The organism is Paraburkholderia sp. SIMBA_027 (assembly GCF_046535315.1).
Classification (GTDB): domain Bacteria; phylum Pseudomonadota; class Gammaproteobacteria; order Burkholderiales; family Burkholderiaceae; genus Paraburkholderia; species Paraburkholderia tropica.
Window position 1 is genome coordinate 216,749 of the sequence record NZ_JAWRWY010000013.1, and the last position, 19,855, is coordinate 236,603.

A 19,855-nucleotide genomic window follows, 5' to 3' on the forward strand; every position below is an offset into this window, starting at 1 on the left:
CGTTCGCCGGAAAACAAAAAAGCGCCTGCACAGGCGCTTTTTTTCATGGCGAGGCACGCGCATCGCGCGCGTCACGCACTCACAGCACGCCCGATTTCACGATCATCTGCACCGCCGCCGCCACCACGCACACCAGCACCACGACGCGAAACGCGAGCGGATGCAGCTTGTCGCGCAGCGGCCGGATCAGCAACATGCCGACGATCGCGGGCAGGCTCGCCAGCGCCGAGATCGCGAGATCCGCACTGTTGGCGTGCGCGCCGCCGCTGAACGTCGTGATGAGCGTGAGCACCGAAACCACGAGGATGATCGCGATCTGCTTGGTGAACGCGCGGCCCGTCGCGCCCGTGGCGATCAGGTACATCGCGAGCAGCGGCCCGGGCACCGAGGCGATGCTTTCCATCAGCGCCGCGCCAAAGCCGAGCGCGAAGCCCACGGGCCGCACGAGCCCGGGCGAGAGCGTGAGTTTGGGCGACGCGAGCAGCAAACCGGCCGCCAGCGCCAGCGCGACGCCCGACGCCGCCTGCGCGTGATGCGGGTCGAGCCGGATCAGCACCGAGACGCCCACCACGTTGCCGATCACCGTGCCGATCAGCGGCGCGGCGATGTGCTTGATCGTCTTCCACAGCTCGCCGCCTTCGAGCGCCTGCGGAATATTGCCGAGAATGATCGGCATCGACAGCAGCAGCACGGCCTGTTTGACGGGCAGAAATTGCGTGAGGATCGGCATGGCGACAAGCGGCACGCCGATGCCGCTCACGCCCTTCACCATGCCGCCGAGCACCAGCGCGACGGCGAGTCCGGCGAGTTGCCACGTATCGAGCGCCTGCATGTGAGGCAGCAGGACGCCTCCGGAAAGAAAGGATTCGAGCATCGTCGACGTTGGGTGCGTGAATGAGCGGCGGCGCGGGTGCTTTCGCGATGCCGGGGGCTGCATGATAGCGCAGGCGCTCGAACGTCACAGGCGCCGCCCCGCTTCCCGCGTATTCACGCTCGGCGTCACACTCAACTGCACAAGCGAAAAAAACGGCGGTGCCGCCAGGCACCGCCGCAAGAGACTCCCTCGGAGCGTGAAATCAGAAACGATGGATGATGCCGATCGCGCCCGCGAACTGGCTGCGCGACGAAGCCGGCGCGCTGTTCTGACCGTCGCCGATATCGGCCGTCGCGTTGATGATGTCGCCCGCGCCGTTCGTGCCGAGCGTCTGGCCGCCCGCGCGCTGATACGCCTCGACGAAGTACAGGCCCGTGCGCTTCGACAGGCTGTAGTACTGCGAGAGGTTGAACTGCTGGTACGACGCCGCGCTGGTGATGCCGTTCGCTTTGGTCGCGCGCGTGTAGCTGTAGCCCGCCGCCAGATCGAGCACCGTGAACGGCTTGTAGTGCAGCACCACGCCGCCCGTGTTCCAGATCTGCGTGTCGAAGAACTTCGAACCCGCGCCCGCGATGTACTGCACATTCGAATAGGATGCCGAAATATCCCATTGCGAATTGAAGGCATAGCCGCCCGTCACGGCGAGACGCTGCTGCGCCTGCGCGGTCTGGAAGCCGTTGGTGATGCCCGAGACGCCCGGCTCGCCGCCGCTGTACGCAGTCGAGCTGGAGCTCCACGTGCCGCCGCCGCTCGTCGCGTTGTTCAGACGCTCGAAGCCCACGGCAATGCCGACCGGACCGTGAATATAGTTCGCCGCGACGCTCCACGACGAGCCGGCGTTCGTGCTGCCCGCCACGCCGCCGAAGGCGTACATGCCGCTGAACGTGAAGCCCGAGAAGTTCGGCGACGTGTAGACCAGCGCATTGTTGATGCGGTAGATCGTATCCATCGAGTCGAGGTCGCCCGGGTGTGCGCCGTACGCGCCCGTGAGCCAGTTGGTCGGGCTGTAGGCCGAGAGCAGCGTGTAGTACGGCGCGTACTGGCGGCCTGCGGTCAGCGTACCGTATTGCTGGTTCGCGAGACCGACGAAGGCCGCGCGGCTGAACATCAGGCCCGAGGTCGATTCAGCGCCGGTGGCCGAGTTGTAGCCTTCTTCGAGCTGGAAGATCGCGCGCGTGCCGCCGCCCAGATCTTCGCTACCCTTGAAGCCGAAACGCGAACCCGCCCAGATGCCTTGCGCCATCTTGACGAGCGAATGGCCGCCCGAAGTCTTGCCGAGCGACGTGGCGCTGCTTTGATAACCGATGCCGGTATCGACGATACCGTAGAGCGTGACGCTGCTCTGGGCGTGCGCGCCCAGTGCGGCAAGTCCAAGCGTGGACGCGAGAATGGTCTTCTTCATCTGTACTCCTGATCTAATCGTTGTGATGTATTGATTTTTTAACTACGCGTGAATCGTCTTGCCTGTGCTCCTCCAGCATCGCGGCGCGCGAGGCGGCCAAGCCCCGCCGCGCGCGCCGCGATAAACCGCGCCGAATCCGTGCCGCTTAGTGAATCTCGGGTTCGCCGCCGTTCTTGACGCCGCCGCCGCACGAACCGCCGGCGCCGTCACGCTGCATGAAGTCGAATTCGCAGCCGTTGTTGGCCTGCATGACGTGCATCTGATACATCGCGCCATAGCCGCGCGTGAAGCGCGGTTCCGGCGCGACCCACTCGGCCTTGCGACGTGCCATTTCCTCGTCGGAAATCAGCACGTTCAGGCGGCGTTCCGGCACGTTCATTTCAATCAGGTCGCCGTCCTTGACCAGCGCGAGCGGACCGCCGATGAACGATTCCGGCGCGACGTGCAGCACGCACGCGCCATAGCTCGTGCCGCTCATGCGCGCGTCGGAGATGCGCAGCATGTCGCGCACGCCCTTCTGCAGAATCTTTTGCGGAATCGGCAACTGGCCCCACTCGGGCATGCCCGGCGCGCCGACAGGACCGGCGTGCTGAAGCACGATCACGCTGTTCTCGTCGCAATCGAGGTCTTCGCTGTCGATGCGCGCGGCCATGTCGTTGTAGTCCTTGAACACGACGGCCTTGCCCGTATGCACGTGCAGACGCTTTTCAGCCGCACCCGGCTTGATCACCGCGCCATCCGGCGCGAGATTGCCGCGCAGCACGGCGAGGCCCGTGTCCGGCATCAGCGGCGTCGCGCGGCGATAGATCACTTCGTCGCTATAGATCTCGGCGTCGGCGATGTTCTCGCCGAGCGTCTTGCCGTTCACGGTCATCTGCGTGCCGTCGATCAGATCGCCGAGCTCCTTGAGCATCGCGCGCAGACCGCCCGCGTAATAGAAGTCTTCCATCAGGTACTTGCCGGTCGGGCGCACGTTCGCGAGCACCGGCGTGCGGCGCGCGATGTCGTCGTAGTGGCCGAGCGTCAGGTCGACGCCCGCGCGGCGCGCGACGGCGATCATGTGCACGATCGCATTGGTCGAACCCGACAGCGCGAGACACGTGGTCACCGCGTTGTCGACCGACTTGCGCGTGATGATGTCCGACGGCTTCAGGTCTTCCCACACCATCTCGACGATACGCATGCCCGTCTTCGCCGACATCTGCGCGTGACGCGAATCCGGCGCCGGAATCGAGGCGAAGCCCGGCAGCGTGAAGCCGAGCGCTTCCGCCGCGCTCGTCATCGTCGAGGCCGTGCCCATCGTCATGCAGTGGCCCGGCGAGCGCGCGATGCCGCCCTCCACGCCCTGCCAGTCCGCTTCGGTGATCTTGCCCGCGCGCAGGTCGGCCCAGTACTTCCAGGTGTCCGAACCCGAACCGAGCGTCACGCCGTTCCAGTTGCCGTTGAGCATCGGGCCCGCGGGCAGGAAGATCGTCGGCAGATCCATCGAGATCGCGCCGAGCAGCAGCGCGGGCGTGGTCTTGTCGCAGCCACCCATCAGCACCACGCCGTCGGCGGGATACGAGCGTAGCGTTTCCTCGGTTTCCATCGCGAGGAAGTTGCGATAGAGCATCGTGGTGGGCTTCTGGAACGGCTCGGAGAGCGTCTGCACCGGCAGCTCGATCGGGAAACCGCCGGCCTGCCAGATGCCGCGCTTGACCTCTTCCACGCGCTGCTTGAAGTGCGTATGGCAAGGGTTGATTTCGCTCCACGTATTGAGGATGGCGATCACCGGCTTGCCCGCATACTCCTCGCGGCTGTAGCCCATCTGCGCCGAGCGCGAACGATGGCCGAACGACCGCAGGTCGTTCACGCCATACCAGCGGTGGCTGCGCAGTTCTTCGGGGGTCTTTCGCTTGTTGCTCATCTTGCCTTGCTCCAGTGTTTCCGCGGATGTGTCAATAAAGCCGCCGGCGCGGGCCGACATCGCGCTAACGCGATTCCTTCACGCGCGACACGAGTTGTGTCGGGCTGACGAACTGCAGCGCGACCAGCACCCAGGCGAGCGTGATGGCCATGTAGATCATCGCCATGGCGTCGATGGACTGCGGCGCGCGCACGCCCGTCGAGAACACTGCGTAATACAGCGCGACGACGAGCGTTTGCGTGTCGGGTCCGGCGGTAAAAAAAGTCAGTTCGAACATGCCGATCGTGCGCACCAGCACGAGCAGCCCCGCCGCCAGCATCCCCGGCACGAGGAGCGGCAGCAATACATAACGGAAATAACGCAGCGTGTTCGCGCCGAAAATGCGCGCCGCCGATTCCAGATTCGGATCGATCTGCTCGATGAACGGCGTCATCACGAGAATCACGAAAGGCAGCGCGGGCACGAGGTTCGCGAGGATCACGCCGGGCAGCGTGCCCGCGAGACCGAATTGATACATCGCGGTGGCCATCGGAATGCCGTAGGTCACGGGCGGCACCATCAGCGGCAGCAGGAACACGAGCATGGCGATGCGCTTGCCCGGAAACTGCGCGCGCGCGAGCGCATACGCGGCCGGCACGCCGAGCGCGATCGACAGCACGACCACCGCGCCCACCACTTCGAACGTGACCCACAGCACGCTGCCCAGCTGGAAGTCGCGCCACGCCTGCGCATACCAGTGCAGCGTGAAGCCTTGCGGCAGCGGCGTGCCGAACCAGCGCGTGGCGATGGAGTTCACGCCCACCGTGGCGATCAGCAGCAGCACGTTGAGCAGGAAGAACACCACGCCGCCCCACACCAGCACTTTCCAGACGATCTCGGGCACGTTCGCGCCGGGCTTCGTCTGCGGCGCGTTGGCGGCGGGCGCGGGACGTTCGTCGCGCATCGGCGCGCCCGCGGGCAGACCGGCGGCGTTACGTTGATGGACGCTCATCAGCCTTTCCCTCCGCTCACCGGGCCCGAGTAGAAGAAGCGTTTCGCGCTGAGCATCGCCGCGACCACCACGAGCTGCACGAAGCCCATCACGATGGCGATGGTCGAAGCGAGCGAGTAATCGTAGCTCTCGAACGCCGCCTCCGACGCCGCGATGGAAATCACCCGCGTGGGACCGGCGGGCGCGCCGAGCAGCACGGCCGACGGAAACACCGAGTACGCCTGCACGAACGACAGGCACGCGGCCATCGTGAGACCGGGCGCGAGCAGCGGCAGATAGATCTGCCGGAACTGCTGCCACGGACCCGCGCCGAGCGTGGCCGCCGCGCGCGCGAGCGTCGGGTCGATGCCCGTGACGTACGAGAGCGTGAGCAGGAACGCGAACGGAAAGCCCGAGACGATCAGCGAGATCAGCACGCCCCAGTAGTTGTGCGTGAGGCGGATCTCTTCGTTCGTGTACAGATGCAGCGCGTGCAGCGCCTGCGGGAACCAGCCGTTCGGCCCGAAGTAGCTCAGCATGCCGTCGGCGATCAGCACGGTGCCCAGCGTGACGGGAATCACCAGCAGCGTCGTCACGAGCTTCTGATACGGCGACTTGCGGCGCAGCGCGAACGCCACCGGCAGCGACAGCCCGACGTTGATGACGGTCGCGGGCACGGCGAGTTTCAGCGTGACGAACACCGTCGGCCACAGCGACAGATCGTGAATGAACTGCAGATAGTTCGCGAACACGCCGCCGCCGTTCATCGGCTTGAACGACAGCACGAGACCGTAGGCGAACGGATAGAGAAACAGCGCGATGATGAAACCGAGCGCGGGCGCGACGAGCCAGCCGCGCGCGTCGCGCGGCGCCTTGGTGAGCGACGGGGCCAGCGCGCTCATGATGCACGCTCCGCATAAGCGAGCACGCGCGACGGCGCGACGCGCAGCGTGGCGCGCTCGCCCGCTTCGAATTCGCCTTCCACGCGCGCCCACAGCTTGCCGAACGGCGCGTTCGCGAGCAGCAGCGAATCGCGGCCGCCGTATTCGACCATTTCGACTTCGACATCGAACGCGTTTGCATCGCCCGCGCTGGCGCGCTCGAAATCTTCGGGGCGCATCGCCACCGAAATCTCGCCGCCCTTCAGTTCGTCCATCGGCACGCCCGTCAGCGTGATGCCCGACGACGACAGCGCGATATGCTCGCCACGCTCGCCGCTCACAGCGAACGGCAGCACGTTGCGATAGCCCATGAAACGCGCGACGTGCAAATTCGCCGGACGGCTATAGATCTGCTTCGGCGTGGCGACCTGCTGCACGACGCCCTCTTTCATCACGACGATGCGGTCGGCCATCGAGAGCGCCTCGTCCTGATCGTGCGTGACGTAAATCGTGGCGCGTTCGAGCTGGCCGTGAATGCGGCGGATTTCGGCACGCATTTCGATACGCAGACGCGTGTCGAGATTCGACAGCGGCTCGTCCATCAGCACGAGCGGCGGCTCGATCACGATCGCGCGCGCGATCGCGACGCGCTGCTGCTGGCCGCCCGAGAGCTGACCCGGCAGCTTGCTTTCGTGCCCGACCAGTTGCACGAGTTGCAGCGCTTCGCGCGCGCGTCGTTTGACCTCGTCGCGCGCGATGCCCTGCATCTTGAGGCCGAAGCCCACGTTGTCGAGTACCGACATATGCGGGAACAGCGCGTAATTCTGGAACACCATGCCGAAGCCGCGCTTCTCAGGCGGCAGCACGTCGATGCGTTGTTCGTCGAGCCAGATGCTGCCGCTCGTGAGCGGCTGCAGGCCCGCAATGCAGTTGAGCGCCGTCGATTTGCCGCAGCCCGACGGCCCGAGCAGCGCGATGAATTCGCCGCGGCGAATCTCCAGATCGAGACCGCGCAGCGCCGCCAGTTGCGCGCCCTCCGCGCTCGTGAAGCTGCGGCACACCGCGTCCAGACGCAGACGATCGAAAGAATGCTTCATGACACCTTCCTGACCACGAGATCCCTTTCTCCGGCGCCAGACTGCGAGCAGCCCGGCGCCGCGCCCTTTACTGCGACTTCTGCGAGCCGACTTCGCGGTCCCATTTCTGGAACGCCGCGACCATCGCCTGCGCCGAGAGCGGCTGGACGTGCGGATACTGCGTCAGCCACTTCGCGTATTCGGGACGGCCGTATTTCGCGATCACGTCCTGGCTCGGCTTCGGCGCCATCGAGAGCGTCACGCCGTTCACCGCCGGGCCCGGATAGAAGTAGCCGTCGTCGTAGGTCATGGCCTGTTGCTGCGGCTCCAGCATGAAGTTCATCAGCTTGAGCAGGACCGCGAGCTTCTCCTTCGACACGCCCTTCGGCACCACCATGTAGTGGGCGTCGTTCACCCACGTCATGTTGTCGAACGCCTGCACCTTGAATTCAGCCGGCACGATGCCGAGCGCGCGCGGGTTGATATCCCAGCCCGTGACGGTCACGGTCATGTCGCGCGTGCCTTCGCCGAGTTCCTTCATCACCGCCGAGGTGCCGCCCGGGTAATACGGCACGCACGAATTCAGCTCCTTGAGGAAGGCCCAGGTCTTGTCCCAGCCATTGATCGGGTCTTGCGGATTCTTGTCGCCGAGCAGGTACGGCAGCCCCATCAGGAACGTGCGGCCCGGACCCGAATTGGCCGGACGCGCGTAAATGAGCTTGCCCGGATTGGCCTTGCAGTACGCGAGCAGTTCGGCCGGCGTGTGCGGCGGCTTCGCGACCTTGGCCGGGTTGTATTCGACGAGCGGACCGGCCGGCATGTACGACACTTCGAGGCCGTAACCCTGCGCGAGATCCTGCATCTTGCGCGGACCCGGCGCGTACTTGTCGAGCACGCCCGGCAGCGCCGCCGTCTGATCGGGCAGCAGCTTCATCCACAGATTCTGTTCGATGCCCGCCGCCAGCGCGTCCGTGCCCGTGAGCACGAGATCGATATCGGCGCGGCCGGCCGCCTGCATCGCCTTGATCTTGCCAGGCAACTGCGGCGCGGGAGCATTGGTGTACGTGATGTTGGAGACGAGATTCGGGTACTTCGCCTTGAACGCCTCGAAGGCTTTCTGCGTGAGTTGCAGGTTGCCGGCCACGTCGACTATGTTCAGGGAAACGGGATCCGCCTTCGCCGCGCTCATGCCGAGCGCCGCCGCGGCCGCCACACATACGGCCAGCACGCTGGCCTTCAAGCGTCCATCGAACATCGCATCTCCTCACATCTGATTATGGGTTTTGAATACACGGCTGTTGTCGTTCTGATGCCTGTATTTCCGGCTGGACGCCTGTTTGGCGCCAGCCTGTTGCCAACTTATTGCCAGCTTGCTGCCAACTTCGCGCCAACTTTCGCCGCGGTCAAAGGATGCCGAACCACACATCAAGTTGTCAAGCAACGTCAGGGCTTTTGTGAGCATCCTGTGAGTCGATTGTCGGGCCGCCCCGTGAGAAGGCGCTTGCAGCAGGCTCGGGAGCCGCGGCAAGCGCCTTCGCCCGACGTCGTGCGGTACTTACTTGCGCACCAGTTCGCCGTCGCGCAGACGCCACAGCGCCAGCGGATTCTCGTCCTGGAGCGCGGCCGGCAGCAGTTCCGCCGGCAGATCCTGATAGCAGACCGGACGCAGGAAGCGTTCGATCGCCATCGCGCCCACCGAGGTCGTGCGCGCGTCCGAGGTGGCCGGGAACGGGCCGCCGTGGACCATCGCGTACGACACCTCGACGCCCGTCGGGAAGCCGTTCGCCAGAATGCGGCCCGCCTTGCGTTCGAGCACCGGCAGCAGACGCGCGGCCATCGCGTAGTCGTCGCGGTCGATTTGCAGCGTGGCCGTGAGCTGGCCTTCGAGATGCTCGGTCACGCGCAGCAGTTCCGCTTCGTCGCGGCACGCCACGACGATCGAGGTCGGCCCGAAAATCTCGTCCGACAACGCGTGCTGCGCGAGGAACTGCTCGGCGCTCGCCTTGAACAGCAGCGGCAGCGCGGCGCACTGCGCATCGCTGGCCGTGCCTTCGGCGAGTTGCTCGACGCCCTGCGTCTTGCGCTGCGCCACGGCTTCGTCATACGCCGACGCGATGCCCGCCGTCAGCATGGTCTGCGCGGGCTTGTGCGTGAGCGCCGCGCTCGCGGCCGTCACGAAACGGTCGAGCTCCGGCGAATCGATCGCGAGCACGAGGCCCGGATTCGTGCAGAACTGGCCGACGCCCATCGTGAGCGAATCGACGAAACCCTGCGCGAGCGCCTCGCCGCGTGCCGCCAGCGCCGCCGGCAGCACGAGCATCGGATTGATGCTGCTCATTTCCGCGTAGACGGGGATCGGTTCCGCGCGCTGCGCCGCGATCTGCACGAGCGCGAGACCGCCGCGGCGCGAACCCGTGAAGCCCACCGCCTTGATGGCCGGATGCGCGACCAGCGCTTCGCCCGTTTCGTTGCCGCCGCCGAAGATCAGCGAGAACACGCCTTCGGGCAGGCCGACGTCGGCGACCGCCTGCTGGATCGCGCGACCGACGAGTTCCGAGGTGCCCGGATGCGCGAGGTGCGCCTTCACGACCACCGGGCAGCCGGCGGCCAGCGCCGACGCCGTGTCGCCGCCCGCCACCGAAAACGCCAGCGGGAAGTTGCTCGCGCCGAACACGGCCACCGGGCCGAGACCGATGCGTTGCGCGCGCAGGTCCGAGCGCGGCAGCGGCTTGCGCTCCGGCAGCGCCGAATCGAGCACCGCGCCGCACCAGCGGCCGTCGCGCACCAGCGAGGCGAACAAGCGCAACTGGCCGACCGTGCGGCCGCGCTCGCCTTCCAGGCGCGCCTTGGGCAGCGCCGATTCCAGATGCGCGCGTTCGATCAGTTCGTCGCCGATGGCGAGAATGCGCTCGGCGATCGCTTCCAGCAGTTTGGCGCGCGTTTCGTGCGGCGCGGCGCGGAAGGCGTCGAACGCCTGCGCCGCGAGTTCGCAGGCGCGTGCGACGTCGGCCTTGTTGCCGAGACCGAAGGCCGGCTCGATGTCCTGGCCGAGCGCGGGCGCGAAGGCACGCATTTCGCCGGCCTGACCGCGCACCGACTGCGCGCCGATCAGCATGGCTCCCGTGATAGACGACATGGTCGCTCCGTTCAGTTCATTCAGTGACACAGGCGCCTGCACGAGCCTCCGCGCAAGCGCCTGCACGCGCCGCTCAGGCGTGCGCCGCCTGCGCCGAACCGGCCAGCGTGCGCTCGAACGCGAGCAGCGTCTTCGCCGCTTCGCCGATGGCGGGCAGCGCTTCGGCCGGCGACTGCGAAAGCAGCGGCAGGATCGGGCCCATGTCGGCGATGCCCGACAGCGTGACGGCGTCGTGCAGCACGCGGATCAGCGAGATGTCGTCGCGCAGCGTTTCGAGCGGCATGAACGCGTCGTAAAGGCGTTGCGCTTCGTCGGCGCGGCCTTCCTTCGCGGCCTTGAGCAGCGCCATCACGGCGTTCGCGGCGATACAGCCCGAGCCCGTGGTCCAGGCGGCAAGGCCGAAATCGCGCACGTGCACGAGGGCCGGACGCTCGCCCATGCCCGAGACGACCTTCGAAGCCGGCACGCTTTGCAGCAGGCGGCGCAGATACGGATCGTTGGCCGGATCCTGACGCACGATGGCGTACTTCACGGCGATGAGCGTGCCGCGGTCGATCAGGCGCACGAGCGTGTCCACATCGACATAATCCTCGCTCTTGATATAGAGCGTCAGCGGAATGCCCGCGGCGTCGGCTACGCGCGTGAGGCCCGCTTCGACGCCGGCCGGCGTGGTGAAGCCCGACAGCGGCAGCACCATGGCGGTCTTGTACTGCGTCTGCGCGAGGATGCGCGCCTGATCGAGCATCTTGCCGTAGTCCGGGCCGATGGCCGGGATCACGCGCGTCTCGGGCGCGGTCTGTTCGGCGAGCATGTCAAGCAACTCGCGGAATTCGCTCACGGCGACGTGGTACAGGTTGGCATTGCCGCCGTACAGCAGCGTGCGGATGCCGCCCGCTTCCATATGGCGGATGAGCTTGCCGTTTGCTTCAACGTCGAGGGAAAAATCGGCGCGGCGTGCCAGAGGGGGCACCGCCATCACGGTCGAAGCGAATTCGCTTTCGACGATCGGGGACACGTTCATGAGGCCTCGTGCAGAAATGGTGGGTTGTCGATATCCGCACAGTAGCACTCGCCCCGACTAGTTGTCAAACAACTTGATGGACTTGTTAGGGTTTGTTCGGAGACGGTCGGCCACACCAGCGTGGGCGCGGCTGGGCGGGGATTTGCGGCGGTTGTTCGCACTGCTGTTTCGGGGATTGATCGGACGATCAGGCACGCGCCTTTACATGTTGTACACAATCCCGCGCGATCCCGTGCGTTAGCGAATCCGTCCGCGAGTGACAACCCAACGCCCGGCACATTCCCCAAAAAGCAACAGCCTTCGCGGCCGTGCGCCCGTCTTGAAAGTCGCCGATTGCGCTCGGACGCCGCCCGTCCGAAATCCGCGCGGCGAACTCAAGCCCTTGAATCCGCACGACTTTCGCGAACCATCCGGGACGCCATGCCGCGCCGCCTTGCGACACCCCGCCACTTGACCTGCCACGGCCGATACAGCCAGCGCAACGGATTATTGTAAAATGCCCCGCCAATCATGGAACCGGTTCCAATTACCATTGGTTACCGCGGCGGCCGAGCAGAAACCGGCTTCCCCAGATGGTCACGGTCAGATCAGATCGCGCCGAATTCATACAGAATCGAACAATGTCCGAATCCCCTCTCACGTCTCGCCGTGGATTCCTACGCACGGCGGTAGTGCTCGTTCCCGCAGGGGCGCTCGCCGGCTGCGAAGGCGGCGCGCAGTCGTCCGCCGGCAACGCGCAACAATCAGGCGGCAGCCAGCCGGGACAAACCCAGGCCCAGGCCGCGCCTTACAAGCCCCGCTACTTCGACGCCCGTGAATGGGCCTTCGTGCAAGCGGCGGTCGACCGCCTGATTCCCGCCGACGCCGAAGGTCCGGGCGCGCTCGACGCGGGCGTGCCCGAATTCATCGACCGTCAGATGGACACGCCTTACGCGCACGGCGCGCTCTGGTACATGCAGGGGCCGTTCCAGCAAGGCGCGCCCGAACTCGGCTATCAGATGAAGCTGGTGCCGCGCGACATTTACCGCCTCGGCATCGCGGCGGTGAACGCGTACGCGAACAAGGCATACGGCAAGGATTTCGACGCACTCGACGCGAACACGCGCGACGCGCTGCTCGCGAATCTCGAAGCGGGCAAGGTCGAACTCGATTCGGTGCCCGCGAAGGTGTTCTTCGGCCAGTTGCTGCAGAACACGCGCGAAGGCTACTTCTGCGATCCGATCCACGGCGGCAACAAGGACATGGCCGCGTGGAAGATGATCGGCTTTCCCGGCGCGCGCGCCGACTTCATGGATTTCGTGAACCAGAACGGTCAGCCTTACCCGTACGGTCCGGTATCGATCAACGGGGAGCGCACGTAATGGCGATCAAGAAACCTCATGTGGACGCGGTCGTGGTCGGCTTCGGCTGGACCGGCGCGATCCTCTCGAAAGAGCTCACGGAAGCGGGCCTGAACGTGGTCGCGCTCGAACGCGGCGAGTATCGCGACACCTATCCGGATGGCGCGTACCCGAACACCATCGACGAGCTCACGTACAACATCCGCAAGAAGCTCTTTCTCGACCTTTCGAAGACCACCGTTTCGATCCGCCATAACGCGGCCGAAACGGCGCTGCCCTACCGCCAGCTCGCCGCGTTTCTGCCCGGCGAGGGCGTGGGCGGCGCGGGCCTGCACTGGTCGGGCGTGCACTTTCGCATCACGCCGGAAGAGCTGCGCCTGAAGAGCCATTACGAAGAACGCTACGGCAAGAAGTTCATCCCGGAAGGCATGACGATCCAGGATTACGGCGTGAGCTACGACGAGCTGGAGCCGCATTTCGACTTCGCCGAAAAAGTGTTCGGCACCTCGGGCCAGGCCTACAAGGTCGGCGACAAGGTGGTCGGCGACGGCAATGTGTTCGAAGCGCGCCGCAGCGACAATTTTCCGTTGCCCGCGCAACTGAATACGTACTCGGCGCAACGCTTCTCGGACGCCGCGAAGTCGGTCGGCCTGCATCCGTACCGGCTGCCCTCGGCCAACACCTCGGGTCCGTACACGAACCCGTACGGCGTGCAGATGGGCCCGTGCAACTTCTGCGGCTACTGCAGCGGCTACGCGTGCTACATGTACTCGAAGGCGTCGCCGAACCTGAACATCCTGCCCGCGCTCAAGCTCGAAAAGCACTTCGAACTGCGCTCGAAGTGCCATGTGTTGCGCGTCGAACTCGACGACACGAAAAAGCGCGCGACCGGCGTGACCTACGTCGATCCGTCGGGCCAGGAAGTGTTCCAGCCCGCCGATCTCGTGATCGTCTCGGCGTTCCAGTATCACAACGTCCATCTGATGCTGCTCTCGGGCATCGGCAAGCCGTATGACCCGGTGTCGGGCACGGGCGTCGTGGGCCGCAATTTCGCCTACCAGAATCTCTCGACCATCACGGCGTTCTTCGACAAGGACACGTGGACCAATCCGTTCATCGGCGCGGGCGGCAACGGCGTGGCCGTGGACGACTTCAACGCCGACAACTTCGACCACGGTCCGCTCGGTTTCGTCGGCGGCTCGCCGCTGTGGGTGAACCAGGCGGGCGTGAAGCCGATCAGCGGCATCGCCACGCCCGCGGGCACGCCGAACTGGGGCTCGCAGTGGAAGAAGGCCGTGAAGGATCACTACGCGCACACCATTTCGATGGACGCGCACGGCTCGAACATGTCGTATCGCGATGTGTTCCTCGACCTCGATCCGACCTATCGCGACTCGTACGGCCAGCCCTTGCTGCGCATGACCTTCGACTGGAAGGACAACGACGTCAAGATGGCGCAGTACGTGACCGGCCAGATGAAGAAGATCGCCGAGGCGATGGGCCCGAAGGCCATCAACGTCTACACGCGCGAGTTCGGCGCGCATTTCGATTCGCGCCGCTATCAGACCACCCACCTCGTGGGCGGCGCGATCATGGGCACCGACCCGAACACCAGCGCGCTGAACCGCTATCTGCAGAGCTGGGACGTCCATAACGTTTTCGTGATTGGCGCGTCCGCGTTCCCGCAAGGCATCGGCTACAACCCCACGGGGATGGTCGCCGCCCTGGCGTACTGGTCCGCGAAGGCCATTCGCAGCCAGTACCTCAAGAACCCCGGCCCTCTGGTGAGCGTGTGACGACCCGCATGAAGAAGACCCTTTTCCCCACGGGCGTCGCACGTGGCGCGCTGGCCGCATGCGCGGCGCTGTCGGTGACGTTTTCGATGACGTTCGCGGCCACGGCTGCGCACGCCGCCACGGCGGCGCCGTCGACGCAAGCCGCGTCGTCCGACGCCGCGCGCGTCGCGCACGGCGAGTACCTCGCGCGCGCCGGCGACTGCATCGCCTGCCACACGTCGCAAGGCGGCAAGCCCTTCGCGGGCGGCCTGAAGTTCGACACGCCGATCGGCGCGATCTACTCGACCAACATCACGCCCGACGCGAACAGCGGCATCGGCAAGTGGACCTACGACGACTTCGCCAAGGCCGTGCGCGAGGGCGTGCGCCCGAACGGCGACACGCTCTATCCGGCGATGCCCTACCCGTCGTACGCGCGCCTCTCCGACGACGACATGAAAGCGCTCTACGCGTACTTCATGCACGGCGTCGCGCCGGTGAACGCCGCCAATCGCGCGGTGGACATTCCGTGGCCGCTGTCGATGCGCTGGCCGCTCGGCATCTGGCGCACGATGTTCGCGCCGAAGGTCGCGCCGTTCGACGCCGCGCATTACAACGATGCGATCGTCGCGCGCGGCGCATATCTCGTGCAGGGTCTCGGCCATTGCGGCGCATGCCACACGCCGCGCGCGCGCACGATGCAGGAACTCGCGCTGACCGATCTCGAAGGCGACGACTTCCTCGCGGGCGGCGGCCCGATCGACGGCTGGGTGCCGTCGAGCCTGCGCGGCAATCCGCGTACGGGCATCGGCGCGTGGAGCGAGGACGACATCGTCCAGTTCCTGAAAACCGGCCGCAATCTGCACACGGCGGCGTTCGGCGGCATGACCGACGTGGTCCAGCACAGCATGCAGTACATGACCGACGCCGATCTGCTCGCGATGGCGCGTTATCTCAAGACGCTGCCCTCGAACGACGCGAAGGAAACGCCGTACGCCTACGACGCCACCGCCGCGAGCAAGCTGCAAGGCGGCGATGCGAGCGCGCGCGGCGCGGCGGTCTATCGCGACAACTGCATGGCCTGCCACCGCAGCGACGGACGCGGCTACACGCGCGTGTTCCCGGCGCTCGGCGGCAACCCCGTCGTGCAGGGCAAGGACGCCACGTCGCTGATCCACGTGCTGCTCGCGGGCGCCGCGCTCGAAGGCACGCAGACGGCGCCCTCGACCTTCACGATGCCGCCGTTCGGCTGGCGCCTCTCCGATCAGGAAGTCGCCGACGTCGCCACCTTCGTGCGCACCAGTTGGGGCAATACCGGCGCGCCGGTCAGCGCCGACGACGTCGCGAAGCTGCGCAAGACCGTGAACGTCACGCCGCCCGAGCTGCCGCCGGGCGCCTCGCTCAAGCGCTGATATCCGCGACACGCCACGCGTCGAATCACGTGGCGTCGCGCGATATCACGCGCCTGAGGTCCTGAAGTTCCCATCCGCGTTTTTCCAGCGCCGCACGCCGGCTGCCTCGTCATCGAGGCGGCCGGGCTGCGCGCGCATAACAACGAGACCGCTTTGATGCGGCGCTCCACTCTTCACCGAGACGACACATGATGAAACACCACCTGCTCTGCGCTCCGGTTCTGCTCACGCTCGCGGGCACCGCGGCCGCGCAGGGCTCCGTCACGCTCTACGGCATCGCCGACGCGGGCATCACCTACCGCAGCAACGAGCGCGTCGGCAAGACCGGCGCCTATCAGGGCCATTCGAATGTCGGCGTGACGACCGGCAACCTCTCCGGCAGCCGCTGGGGCCTCAAGGGCCGCGAGGATCTGGGCAACGGCCTCTCGGCGATCTTCGTGCTCGAAGACGGCTTCGACATCAGCAACGGCACCTCGGGCCAGAGCGGCCGCCTGTTCGGCCGCCAGGCGTTCGTGGGCCTCGCCGACCAGCACTTCGGCTCGCTGACGATGGGCCGCCAGTACACCTCGCTCGACGACTTCGTCGGGCCGGTCGCGCCGGTGAGCCAGATCGGCGGCTTCGGCGCGCATCCGGGCGATATCGACGATCTCGACCAGACTACGCGCGTCGACAACTCGATCAAGTACACGAGCGCGAACTACAACGGCTTCACGTTCGGCGCGCTATACGGTTTCGGCGGCCAGGCGGGCAGCCTCAAGCGCAAGAACACGTGGAGCGTGGGCGCGGGCTACGCGAACGGCCCGCTGCGCGTGGGCGTGGGCTACGAGCGCTCGGACAACAGCAAGACCGGCCTCGACGACACCACTTACGGCAAGTGGCAAGGCACCTACGACGGCACCTTCAACTCGTCGATCAACGAAGGCTTCGCGAGCGCGCAATCGCAGCAGGTGGTGGCCGCGGGCGCGACGTGGAATTTCAGCACGGTGCAGGTGGGCGTGAACTACAGCAACGTGCAGTACAAGGCGGGCGCGAACTCGCTCTATTCGGGCACGGCGAAGTTCAATATCGCGGGCGTGTTCGGCATGTGGAACGTGCAGCCGAACACGCATCTGTTCGCGAGCTACAGCTACACGCGCGGCAGCGACGTCGACAATCTCGACGACGCCGCGCAGTACCACAACGTCTCGGTCGGCGCGCTCTACGACTTCTCGAAGCGCTCGACGGTGTATCTGCTGGCCGGTTATCAGCACGCCTCGGGCACGACGCTCGACGCGCTCGGCCGTCCGGTGGCCGCGACCGCCTCGGTCTCGGACAAGGGCAACGGCCACTCGTCGAACGCGCAATCGCAGGCGATCGTGAGCGTGGGTTTGCGCGAGAAGTTCTAGGCGTCGCTCATCATTTCGCCGATAAGAAAACGGCGCGCGGGCTCTCACCCGCGCGCCGTTTTTTCATCCAGCCATTGGCGATACCGGTCTCAGTGCAGGACCTCGGGACGGGCGAGCAGGCCGATGAATTCGTCGATCGTCAGCGCGGGCGCGAATTCGGAGAGTGTCGAATAGATCACCGTGTCGTAGATCGCGGAACCCGCGGGCGACTCGAGATCGACGCCCGCCGCCGCCGCGCGGTGCTCCGCGCGTTCGTGGGCGATCGACAGCAGAAGCTGGGCTTCCGTTTTCGAGAATGGCGTTTTCATACCTGCTCTAACGGCGCATGTACGGGAAAGTTTAGGGAAGTCCTCGCAAGAATCGGTAAGTTTACGAATCGTCAGCGAGCCGCGACTTCGCCGGGCGCGGGCGCCGGCCCGCTCACGTTGTAACCCGCGTCGCGCAGCCGTTGCAGCAGCGACTGCGCACCAAAGAAGTGCCCCGCGCCCACGGCGACCAGAATCGGGCCCTTGCCGTAGAAATAGCCGTCGCGCGCGAGCGTCTGCGCAAAAATATCGGTGCCGCGCACGTAGAGATACTGGCTGAAGTCGTAATGCGCGTCGCTTTCGCCAGGGTAGCGCGCCATCGCCAGCCGCTCCAGTTGCGCGGCGTCGCCCGCGACCCACGCCTGCTGGAATTGCGCATACGACGCCGCGCCCTGGCGCGCGCCATGCAGGCCCGCGCACTCGCCTTGCAGGAAGGCGTCCTGATCGGCGGCGGGCATGGTGTCGAAGAGGCTCATGCCCTGCTCCATCGTCTCCAGATAGATCAGCGGAATGCGCCGGCGCTGCGCGATCGTTTCGAGCCGCAAATCGATCCCCGCGAACACGAGCGACTCGCCCGTCGGCACGAGATGCGGATGCGTCGCGCCGTTCTTCCACTCGAAGCGGTCCGCGTGCAGCCGCACCGCATCGACGAGAAAGCCCGCGAACCACGGCTTGTGCTGGAAGAACAGCTTGATGTCGGCGCCGCTGTCGCGCGCGCAATGCGCGAGCGCTTCGGCGCTCATCGACTGCATGTGATTCGAGAGATTGTCGGAGGCCGGATAGAGGCCGTAGCGCAGGATCGTCTGCACGTTCTCGTGCGTCGGGTTCACGTTCGTTTCGAGCACGACCGCCTGCACGCCGTCCGCCAGCGCGGCAAGCGCGGCGTCGATGCGCGGATCGTCGTGCGCGAGGCCGTGGATCGTCGGCAGCAGCAGCAAGGTCGGATGACCGGGCAGGCTCGCGGTCCACACAGGCGGACGATAGCCCGGCGCGGCCTCTTGCGCGCCGCGCGGCGTGCGGTCCTGCGCCCGCGCATCCGCAGACACGCCCACGCACAAACTCACGCACAAACTCACGCACAAACTCAGTAGCAGATTCAGACAGAAGCCCAGCCACGCGCTCGCGCGCAGCACGGTCCTACGCCGTGCACGCGGACGTCTCTCGTCGATGCGGTCAGTGTTTATCATTGTCGTCACCGCTTGTGGGAGGACCCGGTTGCAGCATAGGCGAACGCGATGCCGCGCGTCCGTGCGCCGCCGCACATGCGAAACCGCGTGCGCCCCGAAACGCTTTGAACCGCTTGAACCGATCGCCGAGGAAGCCCCATGGATCGTCTGCAAACCATGCAGATCTACGTGAATATCGTCGAGCGCGGCAGCTTCACGCAAGCCGCCGACGCGCTGCAACTGCATCGCCCCGCCGTCACGAAAGCCGTGCAGCAACTGGAGGACGAACTCGGCATCCGGCTCCTGAACCGCAGCACGCGGCGCGTGAGCACGACCGCCGAGGGCGACGAGTTCTATCAGCGCTGCGTGCAGTTGCTCGCGGGCGTCAACGAGACCTTCGCCTCGTTCGCGCAGTTTTCGCAGCAGCGTCCGCAGCCTAAAGGACGGCTGCGCCTGAACGTGGCCGTCGCGCTCGCCAAGGCCGTCATCATTCCGGCACTGCCCGAATTCCAGCAGCGCTATCCGCAGATCGAAATCGTGCTGGGCGCGAGCGATCAGCCCGTCGATCTGATCGGCGAAGGCATCGATTGCGTGGTGCGTATCGGCGATCTGAAAGACTCCAGCATGGTCGCGCGCAAGATCGGCTCGGTGTCGATGGCGACCTGCGCGTCGCCCGCCTATTGCACGCGTCACGGCCTGCCACGCACGCTCGACGATCTGCGCGCGCATCGCGCCGTGAACTTCTTCACCGGACGCAATCGCCGCGTGATGGACTGGGTGTATCGCAGTGGTGGCAAGAACGTCGCGCTCAAGCTCGAGAGCGCCCTGCTCACCGACAATGCCGAAGCGCTGCTCGCCTGCGGTCTCGCGGGCTTCGGGCTGATACACGCACTGCGTCCCGCGTTGCAGCCGCATATCGACGCGGGACAACTCGTGGAAGTGGTGCCGGGCGTCGTGAAGGTGCCCAAGCCGATTTCCGTCATGTACCCGAATCGCGAGCATCTGCCGGGCAAGGTGCGCGTGTTCGTCGACTGGCTCACGGAGCTGATCGGCAAGCGGTGTCCGGGCTGACGTGCTGCGCGCGTTCCTCACCGGTGTCGCGCATTGTTATTCATCCAATAACAATGAGTAATCGCCCCGCGCGTTTATTCGCGCCGCCGCGCGGCATACAGTATTCGGACCCGGCGCGCTCCGCGAGGCTGTGCT

General features: G+C 65.9%; 17 protein-coding genes. 5 read left to right on the forward strand and 12 right to left on the reverse strand.

Annotated features, from left to right (window positions below; genetic code table 11):
* Nucleotides 1-79: 79 nt before the first annotated feature.
* The 10 genes from SB764_RS24950 to SB764_RS24995 all read right to left on the reverse strand — a co-directional run bounded on the left by SB764_RS24950 (nucleotide 80) and on the right by SB764_RS24995 (nucleotide 11,266).
* Complete coding sequence (locus tag SB764_RS24950; RefSeq protein ID WP_110328579.1) at nucleotides 80-874, reverse strand: sulfite exporter TauE/SafE family protein; 795 nt, start codon at nucleotides 872-874, stop codon at nucleotides 80-82.
* A gap of 202 nt (nucleotides 875-1,076) precedes the next feature.
* Complete coding sequence (locus tag SB764_RS24955) at nucleotides 1,077-2,276, reverse strand: porin (protein WP_074985872.1); 1,200 nt, start codon at nucleotides 2,274-2,276, stop codon at nucleotides 1,077-1,079.
* Nucleotides 2,277-2,421: 145 nt separating this feature from the next.
* Nucleotides 2,422-4,182 carry an L-arabinonate dehydratase gene (gene araD, locus SB764_RS24960; RefSeq protein WP_074986024.1) on the reverse strand — a complete coding sequence of 587 codons (1,761 nt, stop codon included), beginning with the start codon at nucleotides 4,180-4,182 and terminating at the stop codon, nucleotides 2,422-2,424.
* 64 nt (nucleotides 4,183-4,246) lie between these two features.
* Entirely contained in the window at nucleotides 4,247-5,173 is a 927-nt protein-coding gene (locus SB764_RS24965) for an ABC transporter permease (protein ID WP_156773898.1), read from the reverse strand.
* Entirely contained in the window at nucleotides 5,173-6,054 is an 882-nt protein-coding gene (locus SB764_RS24970) for an ABC transporter permease (protein ID WP_065064957.1), read from the reverse strand. Before SB764_RS24970 ends, SB764_RS24965 begins: the two co-directional genes overlap by 1 nt.
* On the reverse strand, nucleotides 6,051-7,130 hold the full coding sequence (locus SB764_RS24975; protein WP_065064956.1) for an ABC transporter ATP-binding protein: 1,080 nt from the start codon (nucleotides 7,128-7,130) through the stop codon (nucleotides 6,051-6,053). The genes SB764_RS24970 and SB764_RS24975 overlap by 4 nt, the downstream gene beginning before the upstream one ends.
* A 67-nt stretch (nucleotides 7,131-7,197) precedes the next feature.
* Nucleotides 7,198-8,298, reverse strand: coding sequence for an extracellular solute-binding protein (locus tag SB764_RS24980; RefSeq protein ID WP_234775070.1), 1,101 nt, complete (start codon nucleotides 8,296-8,298; stop codon nucleotides 7,198-7,200).
* A gap of 75 nt (nucleotides 8,299-8,373) precedes the next feature.
* Nucleotides 8,374-8,571: a hypothetical protein gene (locus SB764_RS24985; RefSeq protein WP_410865328.1), complete on the reverse strand. Its 198-nt coding sequence runs from the start codon at nucleotides 8,569-8,571 to the stop codon at nucleotides 8,374-8,376.
* A 93-nt stretch (nucleotides 8,572-8,664) separates the two neighbouring features.
* Nucleotides 8,665-10,245, reverse strand: a complete 1,581-nt coding sequence (locus SB764_RS24990; RefSeq protein WP_321858135.1) for an aldehyde dehydrogenase (NADP(+)) — start codon at nucleotides 10,243-10,245, stop codon at nucleotides 8,665-8,667.
* A 73-nt stretch (nucleotides 10,246-10,318) separates the two neighbouring features.
* The gene (locus tag SB764_RS24995; RefSeq protein WP_065064953.1) at nucleotides 10,319-11,266 is read right to left on the reverse strand and encodes a dihydrodipicolinate synthase family protein; all 948 of its coding nucleotides are present in this window, start codon (nucleotides 11,264-11,266) and stop codon (nucleotides 10,319-10,321) included.
* Nucleotides 11,267-11,886: 620 nt separating this feature from the next.
* Between SB764_RS24995 and SB764_RS25000 the strand changes: the two genes are divergently transcribed.
* The 4 genes from SB764_RS25000 (at nucleotide 11,887) to SB764_RS25015 (ending at nucleotide 17,178) form a co-directional block, all read left to right on the forward strand.
* Nucleotides 11,887-12,627 carry a gluconate 2-dehydrogenase subunit 3 family protein gene (locus SB764_RS25000; protein ID WP_065064952.1) on the forward strand — a complete coding sequence of 247 codons (741 nt, stop codon included), beginning with the start codon at nucleotides 11,887-11,889 and terminating at the stop codon, nucleotides 12,625-12,627.
* Nucleotides 12,627-14,402, forward strand: a complete 1,776-nt coding sequence (locus tag SB764_RS25005; protein WP_065064951.1) for a GMC family oxidoreductase — start codon at nucleotides 12,627-12,629, stop codon at nucleotides 14,400-14,402. Before SB764_RS25000 ends, SB764_RS25005 begins: the two co-directional genes overlap by 1 nt.
* A gap of 8 nt (nucleotides 14,403-14,410) precedes the next feature.
* Complete coding sequence (locus SB764_RS25010) at nucleotides 14,411-15,793, forward strand: c-type cytochrome (protein ID WP_183039345.1); 1,383 nt, start codon at nucleotides 14,411-14,413, stop codon at nucleotides 15,791-15,793.
* Between the two features lie 191 nt (nucleotides 15,794-15,984).
* Nucleotides 15,985-17,178, forward strand: coding sequence for a porin (locus SB764_RS25015; RefSeq protein ID WP_183039446.1), 1,194 nt, complete (start codon nucleotides 15,985-15,987; stop codon nucleotides 17,176-17,178).
* An 89-nt stretch (nucleotides 17,179-17,267) separates the two neighbouring features.
* On the opposite strand, the gene SB764_RS25020 is transcribed toward SB764_RS25015, so the two are convergent.
* Both SB764_RS25020 and SB764_RS25025 read right to left on the reverse strand, forming a co-directional pair.
* Entirely contained in the window at nucleotides 17,268-17,486 is a 219-nt protein-coding gene (locus tag SB764_RS25020) for a hypothetical protein (RefSeq protein WP_065064950.1), read from the reverse strand.
* Nucleotides 17,487-17,557: 71 nt separating this feature from the next.
* On the reverse strand, nucleotides 17,558-18,616 hold the full coding sequence (locus tag SB764_RS25025) for a TraB/GumN family protein (protein ID WP_410865331.1): 1,059 nt from the start codon (nucleotides 18,614-18,616) through the stop codon (nucleotides 17,558-17,560).
* Nucleotides 18,617-18,808: 192 nt separating this feature from the next.
* Here SB764_RS25025 and SB764_RS25030 point away from each other — a divergent pair, with 192 nt between their 5' ends.
* Nucleotides 18,809-19,720, forward strand: a complete 912-nt coding sequence (locus SB764_RS25030; RefSeq protein ID WP_065064948.1) for a LysR family transcriptional regulator — start codon at nucleotides 18,809-18,811, stop codon at nucleotides 19,718-19,720.
* Nucleotides 19,721-19,855: the final 135 nt, after the last annotated feature.

Coding starts and splice junctions, on each gene's coding strand:
- SB764_RS24950 (WP_110328579.1), bottom strand. CDS start 874: ATGCTCGAATCCTTTCTTTCCGGAGGCGTCCTGCTGCCTCACATGCAG.
- SB764_RS24955 (WP_074985872.1), bottom strand. CDS start 2,276: ATGAAGAAGACCATTCTCGCGTCCACGCTTGGACTTGCCGCACTGGGC.
- araD (WP_074986024.1), bottom strand. CDS start 4,182: ATGAGCAACAAGCGAAAGACCCCCGAAGAACTGCGCAGCCACCGCTGG.
- SB764_RS24965 (WP_156773898.1), bottom strand. CDS start 5,173: ATGAGCGTCCATCAACGTAACGCCGCCGGTCTGCCCGCGGGCGCGCCG.
- SB764_RS24970 (WP_065064957.1), bottom strand. CDS start 6,054: ATGAGCGCGCTGGCCCCGTCGCTCACCAAGGCGCCGCGCGACGCGCGC.
- SB764_RS24975 (WP_065064956.1), bottom strand. CDS start 7,130: ATGAAGCATTCTTTCGATCGTCTGCGTCTGGACGCGGTGTGCCGCAGC.
- SB764_RS24980 (WP_234775070.1), bottom strand. CDS start 8,298: ATGAGCGCGGCGAAGGCGGATCCCGTTTCCCTGAACATAGTCGACGTG.
- SB764_RS24985 (WP_410865328.1), bottom strand. CDS start 8,571: ATGCTCACAAAAGCCCTGACGTTGCTTGACAACTTGATGTGTGGTTCG.
- SB764_RS24990 (WP_321858135.1), bottom strand. CDS start 10,245: ATGTCGTCTATCACGGGAGCCATGCTGATCGGCGCGCAGTCGGTGCGC.
- SB764_RS24995 (WP_065064953.1), bottom strand. CDS start 11,266: ATGAACGTGTCCCCGATCGTCGAAAGCGAATTCGCTTCGACCGTGATG.
- SB764_RS25000 (WP_065064952.1), top strand. CDS start 11,887: ATGTCCGAATCCCCTCTCACGTCTCGCCGTGGATTCCTACGCACGGCG.
- SB764_RS25005 (WP_065064951.1), top strand. CDS start 12,627: ATGGCGATCAAGAAACCTCATGTGGACGCGGTCGTGGTCGGCTTCGGC.
- SB764_RS25010 (WP_183039345.1), top strand. CDS start 14,411: ATGAAGAAGACCCTTTTCCCCACGGGCGTCGCACGTGGCGCGCTGGCC.
- SB764_RS25015 (WP_183039446.1), top strand. CDS start 15,985: ATGAAACACCACCTGCTCTGCGCTCCGGTTCTGCTCACGCTCGCGGGC.
- SB764_RS25020 (WP_065064950.1), bottom strand. CDS start 17,486: ATGAAAACGCCATTCTCGAAAACGGAAGCCCAGCTTCTGCTGTCGATC.
- SB764_RS25030 (WP_065064948.1), top strand. CDS start 18,809: ATGGATCGTCTGCAAACCATGCAGATCTACGTGAATATCGTCGAGCGC.